This window comes from Microlunatus antarcticus (assembly GCF_014193425.1).
GTDB classification, from domain to species: Bacteria; Actinomycetota; Actinomycetes; order Propionibacteriales; family Propionibacteriaceae; genus Microlunatus; species Microlunatus antarcticus.
Window position 1 is genome coordinate 1045546 of record NZ_JACHZG010000001.1, and the last position, 16704, is coordinate 1062249.

Consider the following 16704-nt stretch of genomic DNA (forward strand, 5'->3'; position numbering starts at 1 on the left):
GTCGGGAGCACCGGGCCGGCGCGGAGATCAGCCCCCGGCGGGGTGGGCCGAACCCGCCCTCGAGCCGGCGAACGCGCGCAGCAGGTTCGTGGTGATCGCCTGCTCCAGGTGCTGGGTCCGCTCCCCGCGGCTCCCGGTCAGACCGACGACCCAGCTCATGGTGCCGGCGTCGAACACCCCGGCTCCTGACTTCGCGGAGTAGTAGGTGGCGTCGGCGTGGGTGTACGGGCCGCAGTAGACGGGGGACCGCAGCACCACGTCGAGGGGGTGCGGCGCGGGCATGCCCGGGACGACGGTGTCGAACTCGGGGCCCAGCACGTCCGGGATCGTGTCGCCCTGCTTCAGACCGGTGCCGGCCAGCAGCCAGCTCGACGGATCGAGCACGACCAGGGCGCCGGCACCGGGGAAGCAGGCGTACGACTCGCCCACGAGGCTGCTCTCCGGGTCGGGGCTGGGGTTCGCCGGCCAGTCCGCCGTGGTCTGCCTAGGGTGCTTCCGGCTGACCGGGTCCTCGGCGGGGTCCTTGTAGTTCACCTCGAGGCGGTAGCGGCCGAGGTCCGTCGACTGGAGCCGGATCCTGCGGAACACGGCGTTCGCCCCCAGGAAGGCGAGGTTGGTCCCCGCGTCGCGGGCGGCGGTCAGGTTGGCGCGCATCTTCACGGAGTAGTACTCGTCGTGCCCCATCGAGACGACCCCGGTGGCCCCGTCGAGCAGGTGCGGGTCCCGTTCCAGGTCGATGTCGTCGGCGTAGGCGAGCGGCAGCCTCAGCCGCTCGGCGAGCGTCACCACGGGGAGCATCCGGGCGAGGAACTCGCCCGCACCCTGGCCGTACGCGTACGGGCGGTCGAAGGTGACCGCGCGGGAGCGGTGCGCGCTGTCGCTCTTGCCCGTCGGGCCCCAGTACAGGTTGCGCCCGCCCCAGTCGTTGTACGCCTGCCACGTGGTGTCCGGGGCGAGCAGCACGAGACGGCCCCGCGTGCTCGGCGACCGGACGGTCAGCGGGACGTAGCTGGCGTGGTGGGCGACCTCGAGCCGGATCAGGTAGCTGCCGGGACGCCAGCCGGCGGTCGGGACCGAGAGCGACCTCTTCCAGCCCGCCTTCACCGTGAGGGTCTTCCCCGACGTCCGGGGGCGGGCCTGCTCCCGGCCCCGCTGCCACCCGCTGTGCCACACCGACGCGCCCTGCTTGCCGCCGTACCAGCCCATCCGGTAGGCGGTGGCCCGCCACCGGCCGGCCGAGGTCGAGACGAAGAGCTGCACCTCGTGCCCGGCGGCCACGCTGCTCTGGTCTGCGTAGCCCTCCACCGGCGGGGCCGGGCGTGAGGCGGGGGAGATCCCGAACGCCGGGCTCTTGTCCGTCCTGATGCGCCAGCCCCGGTCGGGCTTCTCGACGGCGTGAGCCGGCGTCGTGGACCCGGTCGACGGGGACGGTGTCGCCGGACCGGCGGACGGTGTCGTCGGCGCGGGGGCGGCCGTGGTGGTCGTCGTCGGCGAGGGCTGGGTCGGGACGGTTCCGCAGCCGCTGAGCAGGAGCGCCGCCGCGAGGGCGGGCGCCAGGAGCGCCCGCGCGAACCGGGTGGGACCTGCTCCGACGATGGTGGCCGTTCCCCTCGCGCGAGCCGACCCGGACGGTGGTCGGGCCGGCGTTCGTCAGCGGGCACGCACCGTGCCCCGGGCCGGAGTCTAGGCAGGCGGACGCGCGCGAACCCGTGTCCTCGCCCCGCCCGGCGCGCGTGTCCGGCGACGAGGCAGGCTGAGGCGACGCGACGACACGGCGAACCGGACCGGAAGGATCACCCGATGCTCGAGGCGGACCTGCTGGCCGGCTACCCACCCGAGGTGGAGGTGCCCGCCGCCGAGGTCGCCGCCGTGGTCGCGGCGGCGGGCCGGGTCCTGGTCGTGCTGGACGACGACCCCACGGGGACGCAGTCGGTGGCCGACCTCCCCGTGCTCACCCGGTGGGAGGTCGAGGGCCTGCGCTGGGCGCTGGAGCAGCGGGCGCCGGCCTGCTACGTCCTCACCAACACCCGCAGCCTCGACCCCGAGGACGCGGCACGGCGTACGCGCGAGGTGGTGACGAACGCGCTCGCCGCGGCCGAGGGGCTCGGGGTCCGCGTGGGCTTCGTCAGCCGCAGCGACTCCACGCTGCGCGGGCACCACCCGCTGGAGACGGACGTGATCGCGGAGGTGCTCGAGGAACGTGCCGGTGTCCGTACCGACGCGGTGGTGATCGTGCCCGCCTTCCCCGACGCGGGCCGGATCTCCGTCGGCGGCGTGCACCACACCCGCGGCCCGGACGGGACGGTCGTGCCGGTCGCGGAGACCGAGTTCGCCCGGGACGCCACGTTCGGCTACACCTCGTCCGCGCTGGCCGCGTACGTCGAGGAGAAGTCCGGCGGCCGCTACCCGGCCGCGGAGGTGATCGGTCTGGACCTCACGCTGGTCCGTGGCCCGGCCACGGGGATCGCCGACGCCCTCGACGCCGCGCTCGAGGGGACCACCGGCTCGACCCCCGTGGTGGTGGACGCCGTCACCGAGAACGACCTGCGCGCCCTCGCGCTCGGTCTCGCCGAGTCCGAGCGGCGCGGCAGGACGCTGCTCTACCGCGTCGGGCCGCCTTTCGTCCGCGCCCGGATCGGCCAGGAGGTGCGCGCCCCGCTGACCGCCACGGAGGCGTACGCGGGCACGCGTCCGTCGGACGGCGGCGGGCTGGTCGTCGTGGGGTCGCACGTCGGGCTGACCACCCGCCAGCTGGAGGTTCTGACCGACGGGCACCCCGCGACCGTGGTGGAGATCGCGGTCGGGCCGCTGCTGACCGAGGAGGCAGCCGCCGAGGTCGACCGCGTCGTGGCGTCGGTGGTCGGGGCCCTCGCCGACGGGGACGTGGTCGTCCACACCAGCCGGCTGCTCGTGCGGCGCGACGACCCGGCCGAGAGCCTGGGCATCGCGCGGACGGTCTCCGCCGCCGTCGTCGAGGTGGTCCGGCGGACGCTGGCGCGGCGGCCGCCGCGGTTCGTGGTCGCGAAGGGCGGGATCACCTCATCCGACGTCGCGACGCTCGGCCTCGGCGTCCGGCGCGCCGTCGTCCGCGGGCCGATGCTGCCCGGTCTCGTGTCGCTGTGGCGGCCGGTCGGCGGACCGGCCGAGGGGATCCCGTACGTCGTGTTCGCGGGCAACGTCGGCGACGACCGCTCGCTGCTCGAGGTCGTCCGGGTGCTCAGCCGCCGACGTTCCTGACCGGCGTCGCCGCGCGGCGGCCACCTCGGCGTCGGTCGCGGGCCGCGTACTCCCGCGCCCGGTGGCTGGTCAGCGCCAGGAGCAGCAGGACCGAGGTCGCCGTGGCCGGGAGGCCGAGCAGCGTGATCCGCTCCGAGCCGGTCAGGTTCGACACGAAGGCGCCGACGACCGTCACGACCGCGGAGAGCATCAGCCACAGCCGCGCCCAGTTGCGCCCGGCGAGCGTGGCCAGCCCGAGCCCGAGCTCGACCAGCCCGAAGAGCACCAGGACCACGGCCAGGACGACGCCGAAGACGCGGTCGGCGATCAGCTGGGGCAGGTCCGACTCGGCGTGGCTGAGCCGGAGCAGCGTCTCCGGCGCGACGAACACCGCCACCGCGGCGAGCAGCGACAGCAGGCAGCGGACGAGCGCGACGCCGCCGCCGAACACGGTCTGCACGGGACGTCGGTCGCGGCTGTCGGTCGGACCGACGGCGGCGGCCTCGGGCGGGTCGGGGGAGGGGCCGACCTCCAGGACCGGCAGGTCGCCGTCGGTCTCGATCCGGTCTCCGCCCCCGTTGCGGGCGTGGAAGCCCGACGAGAAGTGCCGGATCACCTCGACCCGGACCGTCGGCGTCGCGCGGGTGACGGTGGCGACGATGAAGTCGCGCTCGACGTCGGTGTCCGCCTCGATCTTGTGCGTGACCTGCAGGGTGAAGAGCGACAGCCCGACGCTGCGGTCGTACGTCCCGGCCGCGACCCAGTCGACGGCCGCGCCCCCGGGCAGGAACCACCCGTCGGGGCACCGCCAGAAGCGGACGTGGTGCCGCTTCGACGGGCTGCCGGCCACCTGCTGCTGGTAGGCGAAGTCCTGCTGCCGGTCGAAGAGGTTCAACGGGCTCACCGGGGCGGCCGCGTAGCTCTGCCGGCGCAGCGTCGACGCCACGATCCGCAGGCCGGTCCGCAGCGAGAGGTCGTCGGCGCGGGTCCAGCCGGCCGCGGCCATGGCGGCGTGGACCTCGGCCTCGCTGCCGCGCAGCGCCAGGTTGACCGGGTCGCCGAGCAGGCCGTCGCTGGTGCGCGTCCGGCCGATGAAGTAGCCGGGGACGTAGACGAGCGTGAGGATCCGGTGGATCCGCGGCAGCGTCAGGTAGGTGACGAGCAGCCAGAAGGGCAGCAGGAGCAGCAGCGACCAGCCGGGGCGTACGCCGATCCGGACGAGCAGGTAGGCGAGCCAGACGGCGGCGACGCCGGCGAAGCCGAAGAGCAGGCCGTCGACCCGGCGCAGCAGGCGCGAGCGCTCTGGCCCGGAGGCCCCGGTCGTCCGCGGCTCAGACGACGGGGGGCCCGCCACCGTCGACGTTGCGACGCTCGACCACGCTGACGTGGCTGGTGCTCCGTCGCTGCTGCTGCAGCACGAGGGTGAGGATGATCGCCAGGACGCCCGCGCCCATGCAGATGTAGCCGATGGCGGTGAGGTCGAGGGCGTCGAACGAGTCCTTGACGCCGAAGGCGAGGATGCCGCCCACGACGAGCAGGGCGATGCCGGTACCGAGACCCATGGTGATCCTCACGTCTGACGAGTGCCGCCCCGTCCGGAGCCGCCTCCGGACATTAACAGCGGCGGACACGGCGGGCAGGTGATCACGAAGATCGTCGGGGAGCCGTGATCGGCTACTACCGTGGGCAGGCGCACGTGCGCGAACGACTGCTCAGGAGACCGCCCCGTGATACTTGCCGCCGTGGCCGCGTTCGCGGCGGCGTTCTCCTTCGCCCTCGGATCCGCGCTGCAGCAGCGGGTCGCCGGCAGCACGACCCCCGACGAGGAGAGCCACGGCTCCTTCTTCGTCCGGATCGCCGGCCACCCGTCCTGGCTGGTGGGGCTGCTGCTGAGCGCGGTGGCCTTCGCCCTGCACGCCTTCGCGCTCAGCCGGGGCGACCTGGCGCTCGTGCAGCCGATCATCGTCAGCGGCATCGTCTTCGCCGTCGTCATCCGGGCGGCGCTGGAGCACCGGTTCCCGCCGGCCAGCACGCTGGTCTGGCTGGTGATCACCTGGGCCGGGCTCGCGCTCTTCCTGGCGGTGCGGCCGCCGACCGCGGACGAGGCGCCCAAGAACGGTCTCGGCGCCGCGCTCGTGGGCGTGGGCGTGCTCCTCGCCCTCGTCGGCATGCTCGTGGCGTCGCGGACCTCGACGCCCCAGCGCCGCGGCGCGGTCCTGGCCGGGGTGTCCGGCGTGCTGTTCGGGCTGGTCGCGGGGCTGGTCAAGCTGGTGCTGGCGCGCTTCGGCGAGGGCCTCGGGGCCGTCCTCGGGTCCTGGTCGCTCTGGGCCCTCGTGGTCACGGGGGTCTGGGCGGTGCTGCTCAACCAGCGGGCCTACCAGGCGACGCGGCTCTCGGTCACCACGCCGATCCTCAACGTCGCCGAGGTCGCCGTCGCCATCGTCTTCGGGCTGCTCGTGCTGGGCGAGGACCCCGGCCAGAGCCCGTCGATCATCGCCGGCGAGGTCGCGGGCCTGGCCCTCGTCATCGCCGGCGTCATCAAGCTGGCGTCGGCCGACGGCCCGGCGCAGGACGCCGAGCCGGCCCCGGCCGCCGAGGTGCGCGCCCGGAGCTGAGCCCGGCTACGAATGTGTAAAGCCTGCCGCCACCCGGGCCCGTGGAGTGGGCACCTGAGTGCCGCGCGTGGAACACTGAGGCGCGTTACGGCCCGGACGCGAGATCTTTCGGCGTCCGGCGTCTGGCGGACCACAAGTCCTGCCGACCTCCCCATCTGGATCGGAGAACCCATGTCCTACGTCCACCCGCGCCGCGGGCGCGCCCTCGCGCTCGGCGCCGGCCTCGCCGCCTCGGCCCTGCTCCTCGCCGCCTGCGGTGGCGGGGGCAGCGGCACGACCGCCGGCAGCTCCGCCGGCGCCAGCGGCGGCACGCTCGTCATCGGCACGACCGACAAGATCACCTCGCTCGACCCGGCCGGCTCGTACGACAACGGCTCCTTCGCGGTGATGAACCAGGTCTACCCCTTCCTGCTCAACACCCCGTACGGCAGCCCCGACGTGCAGCCGGACATCGCCACCTCGGCCGAGTTCACCTCGCCGACGGAGTACACGGTCAAGCTCAAGCCGGGCCTGAAGTGGGCCAACGGACACGACCTCACCTCCTCGGACGTGAAGTTCACCTTCGACCGCGACGTCAAGATCGCCGACCCGAACGGGCCGTCGTCGCTGCTGTCGAACCTCGACAGCGTCAGCGCCCCGGACGCCACCACGGTGGTCTTCAAGCTCAAGGCGGCGAACGACCAGACCTTCGCCCAGGTCCTGTCCTCCCCGGCCGGCCCGATCGTCGACGAGGAGGTCTTCTCGGCCGACGCGGTCACCCCGGACAAGACGATCGTCGACGGCAAGGCCTTCGCCGGCCAGTACACGATCGCCAGCTATGACGTGAACAACCTGATCCAGTACAAGAGCTACGACGGCTACCAGGGGCTGCTCGGCCCGGCCAAGACCGGCACGGTGAACGTCAAGTACTACGCCGACGCGTCGAACATGAAGCTCGAGGTCAGCAACAACTCGATCGACGTCGCGCTCCGCAGCCTGTCGGCCAACGACATCGCCGACCTGCGGACGAACGACAAGGTCAAGGTGATCGACGGGCCCGGCGGCGAGATCCGCTACATGGTCTTCAACTTCGACACCATGCCGTTCGGCGCCAAGACCTCCGAGGCCGACCCGGCCAAGTCGCTGGCCGTCCGCTCCGCGGTCGCCGACCTCGTGGACCGCAGCGCGCTGTCCGACTCGGTCTACAAGGGCACCTACACGCCGCTCTTCTCGCAGGTCCCGAAGGGCCTCACCGGGGCGAACGAGGCGTTCAAGGAGCTCTACGGCGACGGCAACGGCGCCCCGAGCGTCGACAAGGCCAAGCAGACGCTCGCCGACGCCGGCGTCAGCATCCCGGTCGACCTCAAGCTGCAGTACAACACCGACCACTACGGTCCCGGCTCGACCGACGAGTACGGCCTGATCAAGAGCCAGCTCGAGGCCTCGGGCGTGTTCAAGGTCGACCTGCAGTCGACCGAGTACGTCCAGTACGCCAAGGACCGGGTCAAGGACTCCTACCCCGTCTACCAGCTCGGCTGGTTCCCGGACTACTCCGACGCCGACAACTACCTGACGCCGTTCTTCGTCAAGAACAACTTCGTGGCCAACCACTACGACAGCCCGACGGTGCAGAAGCTGATCGCCGAGCAGCAGGTCGAGACGGACAAGACCAAGCGCACGGAGCTGATCGAGCAGATCCAGACCACCGAGGCCAAGGACATCTCCACGCTGCCGCTGCTCCAGGGCTCGCAGGTCGCGGTCGTCGGCTCCACGGTGTCCGGCGCGGACCAGACGCTCGACGCGTCGTTCAAGTTCCGCTACGCGGCGCTGTCGAAGAGCTGACCTTGACCGTCCTCGACACGGGGGACGCAGGAGTCGCGGCCGTCGCTCCCACGGGCAGGACCCGTGGGGGCGGCGGCCTCGGGCGCTACCTCGTCATCCGCTTCCTGCTGATCATCCCCACGGTGTTCATCCTCGTGACGCTGGTGTTCCTGCTGATGCGGACCACCGGCGACCCGATCACAGCGGCCCAGGGCGGGCGGCTGCCCCCCGAGCAGCTGGCCGAGCGGATCCACGCGGCCGGCTACGACCGCCCGCTGCTCGTGCAGTACGGCGACTACCTGGGCGGTCTGCTGCGCGGCGACTTCGGCACCACGCTCAGCGACAACCGGCCCGTGACCGAGGTGCTCGTCACGTACGGCACCGCGACGCTCGAGCTGGCGGTGTACGCGCTGATCGTCGCGTTCGTCGTCGGCATCCCGCTCGGCATGGTCGCGGCCTACCTGCGCGACCGCTTCGGCGACGCGCTCCTGCGCGTGTTCGCGATCCTCTGCTACGCCACCCCGGTGTTCTTCGCCGGGCTGCTGCTCAAGCTGGTCTTCGCGATCAAGCTCGGGGTGCTGCCCGTCTCGGGCCGCGCGAGCACGGGGACCGAGCTCAACCTCCAGCTGCTGGAGGGCAAGACCGGCATCTACCTGATCGACGCGATCCGGCTAGGCGACCCGGCGGCGGTGGTCGACGTCCTGCAGCACGCGGTGCTCCCGGCCGTGGCGCTGGGCCTGCTGACCGCGGGCATCTTCCTGCGGCTCGTCCGCACCAACGTGATCGGCACGCTCGGCACCGAGTACGTCGACGCGGCCCGGTCGCGCGGGGTCAGCGAGTACCGGCTCGTGCGCAAGCACGCCTACCGCCCCGCGCTGATCCCGATCATCACCGTCATCGGCCTCCAGATCGCGCTGCTCCTGGGCGGTGCGGTGCTGACCGAGACGACCTTCGAGTGGAAGGGCCTCGGCTTCCAGCTGGCGCAGTACCTGACCGCGCGCGACTTCGTCGCCGTCCAGGGCATCGTCGCGCTGCTGGCGGTGATCGTCGCGGTCACCAACTTCGTCGTCGACGTCCTGGCCGCCCTCATCGACCCACGGGTGCGCTACTGATGACCACCTCGACCTCCACCCCGCCCGCCGGTGCGGCGCCCGCGAGCCACGCCACGCTGTCCGGCCGCCGTCGTACCTGGCGGGACCTCCCGGTGGTGCACCAGCTGCGCCAGAGCGTGGGCGTCCAGCGCGGGATGCTCGTCGCCGGCCTGGTGCTCACGGCCGTCTTCGTCCTCGTCGCCGTCCTCGCCCCGCTGATCGCCCCGTACCGCTGGGCGCAGCGGGAGGCCGACGGCCAGGCGTTCGACACCCTGCAGCCGCCGGGCGGCGACCACCTGCTCGGCACGACCCAGGGCGGGTACGACGTGCTCTCCCGGGTGGTCTGGGGCGCCCAGACCGCGCTCGAGACGATGGTCGTCGCCGTCGTGCTGTCGATCTTCGTCGGCGTCGCGCTGGGTCTGGTCTCCGGCTACGTCGGCGGCTGGCTGGACCGCGTCCTCGTCGTCGTGGGCGACGCGATCTACGCCTTCCCGACCCTGCTGCTGGCGATCGTCGTCTCCATCGCCATCTCCGGCGGGCAGTCGAGCAAGTGGGGCGGCATCCTCGCCGCCGCCTTCTCGATCACCGTGGTCTACATCCCGCAGTACTTCCGCGTGATCCGGTCCGAGACCGTCCGGATCAAGGCCGAGGCGTACGTCGAGTCGGCCAAGGTCGTCGGTGCGTCGACCGGGCGGATCATGTTCCGCCACGTGCTGCGCAACGCCACCCGCACGCTGCCGCTGATCTTCACGCTGAACGCGAGCGAGGCCCTGCTGACGCTGGCCGGGCTGGGCTTCCTCGGCTTCGGCATCGAGCCCAACTCGGCCGCCGAGTGGGGCTACGACCTCAACCGCGCCATCTCCGACGTCACGAGCGGCGTGTGGTGGACCGGGCTCTTCCCGGGGCTCGCGATCGTGCTCTTCGTCCTCGGCGTCACGCTGGTCGGCGAGAGCCTGAACGACCTCGCCGACCCCCGCCTGCGGGGACGTCGCCGGGTGACGGCGGCCGGCGGGACCGTGGCCGCGACGTCCGTCGTGCCCGGCGGGACGCTCGACTCGGCGGCCGGCCTGGAGACCCCGGGCGGGGCCGCGTACGACCGGGTCGACGGAGGGGAGGACCGATGAGCCTGCACGACGCCGCACGTCAGTCCGAGCACGACACCGGCGGGCCGGTGGTGGACATCCGCGACCTCGAGGTCTCGTTCGCCAGCGACCGCGGGTCGGTCAAGGCGGTCGACGGGGTCAGCCTCCAGGTCGCGCCTGGCGAGGTCCTCGCCGTCGTCGGCGAGTCCGGCAGCGGCAAGACCGTGACGGCCAAGAGCATCCTCGGCCTGCTGCCGGCCAGCGCCACCGCCTCGGGCATGGTGCTGCTCGGGTCGAAGCGCGGGCACGCGGCGACCGACGTCGTCGCGGTGCCGAAGTCGCGCCTGCGCGAGCTGCGCGGGACCGACGTGGCGATGGTGTTCCAGGAGCCGTCCGCCGCGCTCAACCCCGTCTACACGGTGGGCTGGCAGATCGCCGAGGGCCTGCGCGCCCACACCTCGATCAGCCGCGGCGACGCGCGGGCCAAGGCGATCGACGTCCTGCGCCGGGTCGGCATCCCCGACCCCGAGGAGCGCGTCGACTACTACCCCCACCAGTTCTCGGGGGGCCAGAAGCAGCGGGTCGTCATCGCGATGGCGCTCGTGCTCGACCCCGGGCTGATCGTCGCCGACGAGCCGACCACCGCGCTCGACGTCACCGTGCAGGCCGAGATCCTGGACCTGCTGCGGCGTTGCCGGGACGACTTCGGCACGTCGATCCTGCTGATCACGCACAACCTCGGCGTGGTCGCGGACCTCGCCGACCGGGTCGCGGTGATGTACGCCGGGAAGGTCGTCGAGCAGGCGACCACCGCGGAGCTCTTCGCGCACCCGCAGCAGGAGTACACCCGGACGCTCCTCGCCGCCGTCCCGTTCGTGGGGCAGGGCCGCGAGCGGGCCGCCGTACGCGCCTCCGCCCGCGAGGCCACCGCGCAGGACGCGGGCACCGAGCCGGAGACGGTGGTCGAGGCCGACGGCCTGCGCATCACCTACCCCGGCCGGCTGGGCCGCGCCGGCTTCACCGCCGTCGACGGGGTCTCGTTCCGGCTGCGGTCGGGCGAGGTGCTCGGCCTGGTGGGGGAGAGCGGGTCGGGCAAGACCACCATCGGGCGCGCCATCGCCGGGCTGACCAAGGTCACCGGCGGGTCGCTGCGTGTGCTGGGGCAGGAGATGCGCGGGGTCAAGGAGCGCACGTTCCGCCCGCTGCGCGGCGACATCGGCTTCGTGTTCCAGGACCCGGCCTCGAGCTTCAACCCGCTGCTCACGATCGCCGACTGCGTCGCCGAGCCGCTGGTCGTGCACGGGCGAGCAACCGACCCGCGGGCCGCGCGGGCCCGCGTCGACGAGCTGCTCGAGGCGGTGCAGCTGCCGCGCGCGTACGGCGACCGCTACCCCCACGAGCTGAGCGGTGGTCAGCGCCAGCGGGCGAGCCTCGCCCGGGCGCTGGCGCTCGACCCGAAGCTGCTGATCGCCGACGAGCCGACCTCGGCCCTCGACGTCTCGGTGCAGGCACGGGTGCTGGAGCTGTTCTCCGAGCTGCAGGCCCGGTTGGGCTTCGCCTCGCTCTTCATCAGCCACGACCTCGCGGTCGTCGACCTGCTGGCCGACCGCATCGCCGTGCTCTACCACGGCGAGCTGGTCGAGGAGGGCACCGGCGAGCAGGTGCTCGGCGCTCCGCAGCACCCGTACACGCAGCGGCTGCTCGCCTCCCTGCCCGTGCCGGACCCGGCCGCGCAGGCCGACCGCCGCCACGAGCTCGCCCGGCTCAAGGCGGACGAGACCACGTCGCAGCGCTGACGCCCACGCCCGGAGCGCGCTCCGGGCTGGGATGATCGTCCGGTGGTGACCCCGGGACGTGCGGCCGCGCGGCGGTCGGGCTCGCCTCGGACCTTCGGGCGCGACCCGAGCCTGCTCGACCCGATCGCGCCCGACTGGGTGGTGCGGATCCTCGCGCCCAAGAAGGCCGACGTGCCCTGGGGCGACATGGTGCGCTCCGGCCTGACCGTGCCGGTCGTCCTGGCGCTGAGCCTGCTGCTCGGGCAGCCCGGGCTGGGGGTGTTCGCCGGCATGGGCGCGCTGGTCGGCTCGTTCGGCGACAACGGCGGCAGCTTCCGCGCCCGGTTCCGCCGGGTGCTGATGGGCGGGGGCGCGGGCCTGCTCGGGCTCGTGGTCGGGCGTGCGGCCGCCGAGCAGGGGGTCGCGGCCGTGGTGACCATCGGCGTCCTCGCCGCCGTGTCCGCCCTCCTCAGCTCGCTCAGCGCCAATCTCTCCTTCGCCGGGCTGCAGCTGCTCGTCTACATCGCGGTCGCCGGGGCGCTGCCACGCGACGTCGGGCTGCACCTCATCGCCGTCGCGTACGCCGCGGGGATCGCGTGGGCGCTCCTGCTGTCCTATGCGCAGACCCGTTTCCAGCCGCCGGGCAACCCGGCCCTGGCCGGCGAGGTGACGGCGCTGCACGGCCTGGCCGACGAGCTCCGCCGGCCGCTCGACGGTGCCGGGGCCGAGCCCGCGGGCGGGTCCGACCACGTCCGCCGCGTCGCCCTGGTCCGGCAGCTGTCCACCGCGTACGACGAGGTCGTGACCGCGCGGTCGACCTCGGCCGGGCGTCGTGACGACCTGCGCCGGCTGGCGTCCACGCTGACCGCGACGTTCGAGCTGGTGACGGCGGTGTTCGCCCTGCCCGCAGCGTCGGACGACCTCGCCTCCGTCCGAGCCGGTGCCGCCGACCTCGTCGACCGGCTCGCCGGGCTGGTCGGGCAGCGCCGACGCCGCGAGGTCCGGGCGCAGCTCGCCGCGCTCGAGGACGAGGTCGCCCGGATCGGGTCCGCCGAGACCGACGGGTCCGGCGGCGACGCCGACGTGCAGCGGCTCCGGGACGCGCTCCTCCACGTGCTGCGGACCGTCGAGGGCCATCCGTCCGTGGCGACGGGGGGTGACCGGCGGTCGTGGGCCGGCTACCTGCCCGGTCAGAAGGCGTGGGTCTTCGCCGCGCGGCTCGCGATCACGATGGCGGTCGCCGAGACGGTGCGCCAGCTCGTCCCGCTCGAGAAGCCCTACTGGATCGTGCTGACCGCCGCGCTCGTCCTCAAGCCCGACCTCGGCTCCGTCTTCGCCCGCGGCGTGCAGCGCACGCTCGGCACGCTGGTCGGGGTGCTGCTCGGCGTCGCGGTCGTCGCCGTCGTGCCCCACGGCGCCTGGCTGCTGCTGCCGATGGCGGTGCTGGCCTTCGCCTTCCCGTACGGGCGCAACCTCAACTACGGGCTGCTCTCGACCTTCATCACCCCGCTGGTGCTGCTGCTGATCGACTTCGGCGCGCGGGTCGACGGCCGGATCGCGCTCGACCGGCTGCTCGACACCGCCATCGGGGCGGGGATCGTCCTGGTCGTGGGCTACCTGTGCTGGCCGGGCACGTGGCGGCCCCGGCTGGGCGAGCACATCGCCGCCGGCGTCGAGGCCCTCGGCGGGTACGCACGCGTGGCGTTCGGCGCCGACCGGAGCCCGGTCGGGCCGGCGCGGCGGCGGACGTACGGGGCGATGTCGGACATCCGCTCCGAGCTGCAGAGCACGCTGGCCGAGCCGCCGCCGCTGTCGCGGCAGGCCGCCGCGTGGTGGCCGCTCATCGCCCAGCTGGAGAAGGCGGCGGACGACCTCACCGAGGCGGCCGCCCGTGCCCGCCACCCTGCGGAACGGCCGCCCGCGGCCGACGTCGCCCAGCTCGTGGCCGCCTTCGACGACCTGGCCGCCGCCCTGCGCGGCCACCGCGCGCCGCGGGACCTCGCCGGGCCGTCGTCGCCGCTGCTGGCCGACGTGAGCGGCGACCTGCGCGGTGCGCGCGGGATCGCCCGAGGACCCATCGGTGCCTGAGGAGACGACATGACCGGACGTACGGAGCTCGAGCTCGCCGACTGGCGGCGGCGGGTGGCCCAGCTCTACGCCGCCGTCCGCGCGGAGGCGGAGCCGGCCGTGGGCCACGCCCTGTGGCGCGCCGGCCGGGACGCGCTGTTCCGCGAGCACCCGCAGAGCGCGCTGCGCGCCGACGACCCGCTGCGCGAGACGGGGCTGCCGTTCTGGCCGTACGACCCGGACCTGCGCTTCGAGCTGCCGCTCGGGCCGGTCCCGGAGGGCACGCGGACCCTGGAGCTGCCCAGCGGCGAGACGGGCAGCACGCTGCTGCGCGCGGTCGGCGTGCTCGAGCTGCCCGACCCGGTCGGCGGGAGCCTCACCGTCTGGTGGCTGGAGCAGTACGCGGGCGGGCTGTTCCTCCCGATGCGCGACGGCACGGCCGGCGGCGACCCGGCCACCTCCAGCTACGGCGGCGGGCGCTACCTCCTCGACACGGCCAAGGGCGCCGACCTCGGGGCGGTGGGGGACCGGATGGTGATCGACCTCAACTTCCTCTACCACCCGTCCTGCCGCTACGACGACGCCTGGCTCTGCCCGCTCGCGCCGCCCGAGAACTCCGTCACCGCCCGCGTCGAGGCCGGCGAGCGGATGGCCTGACCGCCCCGGGACGCGCGAGGGCCACGCACGCCGTCGGCGTGCGTGGCCCTGGTGCGCGAGGTCGTCCGCGCTCGCCCGGGTGCTGCAGGTCAGCTGTTCTGCGCCTCCCAGGTGAAGCCGATCGCCGCGGTGCCGCCCTGGGTGTCGTTCGTGGTCTCGGTCTTGACGCTGTAGGTGAGCTGGTAGGTCCGGGTCTCGGCGGCCGCGCCGGTGGCGACGCCGGCCGTGTTCCAGGTGCCGACGCCGTTGTTGAAGGCGGTGGCGGTCGTGCCGAAGCCGGCGAGCGTGCCGGAGTAGACGCTCGAGCCGCTGGTCAGCGGGGTGTAGCCGGTGCAGGAGCCGAACGACCCGCCGGTGCCTTGGGTGATGGTGAGGTTGATGTCGCTGGCCAGCGCCTTCGTCGTCGCCGCGCCGGTGCCGTAGAGCTTGACGGACGAGGGCAGCGAGCCGGTGGAGGAGACCACGATGCAGCGGGTGCCGGTGGAGCCGGGCTTGAGGTTGGTCGCAGTGAAGGCCGCGGTGTTGTTGTCGTCGTCGGCCAGCGCGACGGTGCCGGTCGCCCAGTTGCTCGTCGGGTTGACCGTGGTGGCCGAGTAGGCGGAGTAGGACGACTGCGCGACGACGAGGCCGGAGGCGGCGAGCGCGACGGGGACGGCGACCAGCGAGACGATCGTGGCGACCTTGCGCGACGGGCGGCGGGTGGCGACAGCGGCGGTGGTGTTCGACATGGCGGGGGGCTCCTCGAGCTGGGACGGTGGTCCTTCGAGCCAGCCCCCGCTTGCTCCCCGGCCTCTCTGGGCTGGTGAGAAGAACTCTGCCGGGGGGACCTCCAGTCAGCCTCAAGCCGCTGACACCGTTGTCTCAGGAGTCCCGCAAGATTGAAGTATCAATCGTTCAAACCTCAAGAACTGCTCTGGACGCCGCTGAGGGTCAGCGTGCGGCCGCCGCGTACAGCGCCTGCACCTGGCTCGCGGTGAGCGCGGAGGGGAAGTACGTGGCGTCGTCCAGCGTGCCGGCGAAGAAGAAGCTGGTCGGGGTGGCGTCCCAGTTGCTGAGGTTGTCGTAGGCGACCCGCACGTACGCCGACGTCCCCGGCTCGCCCGTGGTCGTGGAGGTGTCGGAGGCGACGAGCGCGCCGTCGACGTAGAGGCGGAGACCCGCGCTCGAGAGCGAGGCGACCGCGAGGTGCCAGGCGCCGTCGTTGTACGCCTTCGACGACGAGACCGTCTTCACCGCGTTGGCGTACACGCCGAAGTACACCCGACCGGAGTTGGCCAGGTAGATGTGGCGGTCGTAGGTGCCGGAGGAGCCGGTCTGCCCGCTGCCGAACCCGATCAGCTTGCCGCCGGTCTGCGTGGTGGTCCGGAACCAGACCGCCAGGGTGAGCACCGTGGGCATCCCGTTCGGCAGGCCGGGCGAGGCGAGGGACCCGCGGGACCCGTCGAAGGTCATCGAGCCCCCGCTGTCGTTGGCGCAGGGTCGGTCCGTCGTGGGCGTCCGGCCGGCCGTGCTGTAGACGCCGGTGCGGGCGTTGCCCGAGCTGTCGGTCGCCGCGGTCGCCGTGGCCGACGTCTCGTCCATCCGGTAGTAGAAGTAGGGGTTGAGGGCCGCCACCGTGCTCGCGCAGGTGGAGGCCGGGCTGGTGGCCAGGGAGACCGTGGTGCTGGTCCGGCTGCTGAAGCCCGCTCCGGCCGGGTCGGCGACGAGGGCGGACAGCACGAGCGCGACGACCAGGGTGGCACCGCGCCGGCGCGGAGAGCCCCGGCGCGCGAGGACGTCTGGAGACGGTGAGGTCGCGGGCGTGCCGGGCGCGGATTCTGCGGGGCCGGACTCAGTGGTGCGAGGCCCGGCCGGGTCGTCCGGCTTGTCGGGGTCGTCGTCGAACGTGCGGTCGCGGCCGCTTGCCGCCACCGCCAGCAGCAGGGCGAGGCAGGCCGCGACCAGGGCCAGGAAGAGCCACTGGCCCTGGCGCACCCAGACGACCGGGAGGGCGACCCACGGCACTCGCAGGGTCCCGATCCCGACGACGGTGCCGAGCGCGACCGGGGTGGAGTCGTCGGAGCCGTTCGCGTCGCCCCGGGTGACGAGGAGCCCCGCGTCGTCGATCCGGACGAAGCGGTGCATGCGGAGGCGTCCGGGGTGGTCCGGGTCGTGGAACAGCAGCACGCTGCCCAGCGTCGGCACGTGCGCCGCCAGCGGGCGGGACACGGCGACGTCGCCGACGTGCAGGCGCGGCAGCATCGACCCGCTGCTGACGGTGGTGGGGTGCCACCCGACGACGGCCGGCAGCGCGCCCCACGCGGCGAGCCCGAGCAGCCCGACCAGGACGGACCGCGCCAGGGTCACGGCGGCGAGGCGGGGCCAGGTCCACCGGCGGGGGCTCGGCGTGGCGGCCTCCACG

At 73.5% G+C, this 16704-nt stretch carries 13 protein-coding genes; 8 read left to right on the forward strand and 5 right to left on the reverse strand.

The genetic code is table 11. From position 1 onward, the window contains the following. Positions 1-27: 27 nt before the first annotated feature. A complete protein-coding gene (locus FHX39_RS04855) occupies positions 28-1305 on the reverse strand; it encodes a N,N-dimethylformamidase beta subunit family domain-containing protein (protein WP_183337041.1) in 1278 nt (425 codons plus the stop codon). A gap of 495 nt (positions 1306-1800) precedes the next feature. On the opposite strand from FHX39_RS04855, the gene FHX39_RS04860 reads away from it, so the two are divergent. Next, positions 1801-3237: a four-carbon acid sugar kinase family protein gene (locus FHX39_RS04860; protein WP_183337042.1), complete on the forward strand. Its 1437-nt coding sequence runs from the start codon at positions 1801-1803 to the stop codon at positions 3235-3237. Here FHX39_RS04860 and FHX39_RS04865 read toward each other — a convergent pair. After that, positions 3218-4570, reverse strand: coding sequence for an LssY C-terminal domain-containing protein (locus FHX39_RS04865; RefSeq protein ID WP_332836669.1), 1353 nt, complete (start codon positions 4568-4570; stop codon positions 3218-3220). The genes FHX39_RS04860 and FHX39_RS04865 overlap by 20 nt on opposite strands. Continuing rightward, a complete protein-coding gene (locus FHX39_RS04870; protein WP_183337043.1) occupies positions 4548-4778 on the reverse strand; it encodes a DUF6458 family protein in 231 nt (76 codons plus the stop codon). The genes FHX39_RS04865 and FHX39_RS04870 overlap by 23 nt, the downstream gene beginning before the upstream one ends. Before the next feature lie 165 nt (positions 4779-4943). On the opposite strand from FHX39_RS04870, the gene FHX39_RS04875 reads away from it, so the two are divergent. The 7 genes from FHX39_RS04875 (at position 4944) to FHX39_RS04905 (ending at position 14303) form a co-directional block, all read left to right on the forward strand. After that, on the forward strand, positions 4944-5831 hold the full coding sequence (locus FHX39_RS04875; protein ID WP_183337044.1) for a DMT family transporter: 888 nt from the start codon (positions 4944-4946) through the stop codon (positions 5829-5831). Between the two features lie 171 nt (positions 5832-6002). Further along, complete coding sequence (locus FHX39_RS04880; protein WP_183337045.1) at positions 6003-7652, forward strand: ABC transporter substrate-binding protein; 1650 nt, start codon at positions 6003-6005, stop codon at positions 7650-7652. A gap of 2 nt (positions 7653-7654) precedes the next feature. Further along, positions 7655-8743, forward strand: coding sequence for an ABC transporter permease (locus tag FHX39_RS04885; protein ID WP_183337046.1), 1089 nt, complete (start codon positions 7655-7657; stop codon positions 8741-8743). Further along, a complete protein-coding gene (locus tag FHX39_RS04890) occupies positions 8743-9846 on the forward strand; it encodes an ABC transporter permease (protein WP_198423260.1) in 1104 nt (367 codons plus the stop codon). Before FHX39_RS04885 ends, FHX39_RS04890 begins: the two co-directional genes overlap by 1 nt. Continuing rightward, positions 9843-11600 (forward strand): ABC transporter ATP-binding protein, encoded by a 1758-nt coding sequence (locus tag FHX39_RS04895; protein ID WP_183337047.1) that lies wholly within the window; start codon positions 9843-9845, stop codon positions 11598-11600. The genes FHX39_RS04890 and FHX39_RS04895 overlap by 4 nt, the downstream gene beginning before the upstream one ends. 45 nt (positions 11601-11645) lie before the next feature. After that, the gene (locus FHX39_RS21695) at positions 11646-13667 is read left to right on the forward strand and encodes an FUSC family protein (protein ID WP_183337048.1); all 2022 of its coding nucleotides are present in this window, start codon (positions 11646-11648) and stop codon (positions 13665-13667) included. Positions 13668-13676: 9 nt separating this feature from the next. Then, entirely contained in the window at positions 13677-14303 is a 627-nt protein-coding gene (locus FHX39_RS04905) for a DUF1684 domain-containing protein (RefSeq protein WP_183337049.1), read from the forward strand. 89 nt (positions 14304-14392) lie between these two features. Here FHX39_RS04905 and FHX39_RS04910 read toward each other — a convergent pair whose 3' ends face one another. Then, complete coding sequence (locus tag FHX39_RS04910; protein ID WP_183337050.1) at positions 14393-15031, reverse strand: hypothetical protein; 639 nt, start codon at positions 15029-15031, stop codon at positions 14393-14395. 202 nt (positions 15032-15233) lie between these two features. Further along, positions 15234-16703, reverse strand: coding sequence for a LamG-like jellyroll fold domain-containing protein (locus FHX39_RS22020; RefSeq protein ID WP_183337051.1), 1470 nt, complete (start codon positions 16701-16703; stop codon positions 15234-15236). Between the last annotated feature and the right edge of the window lies 1 nt (position 16704).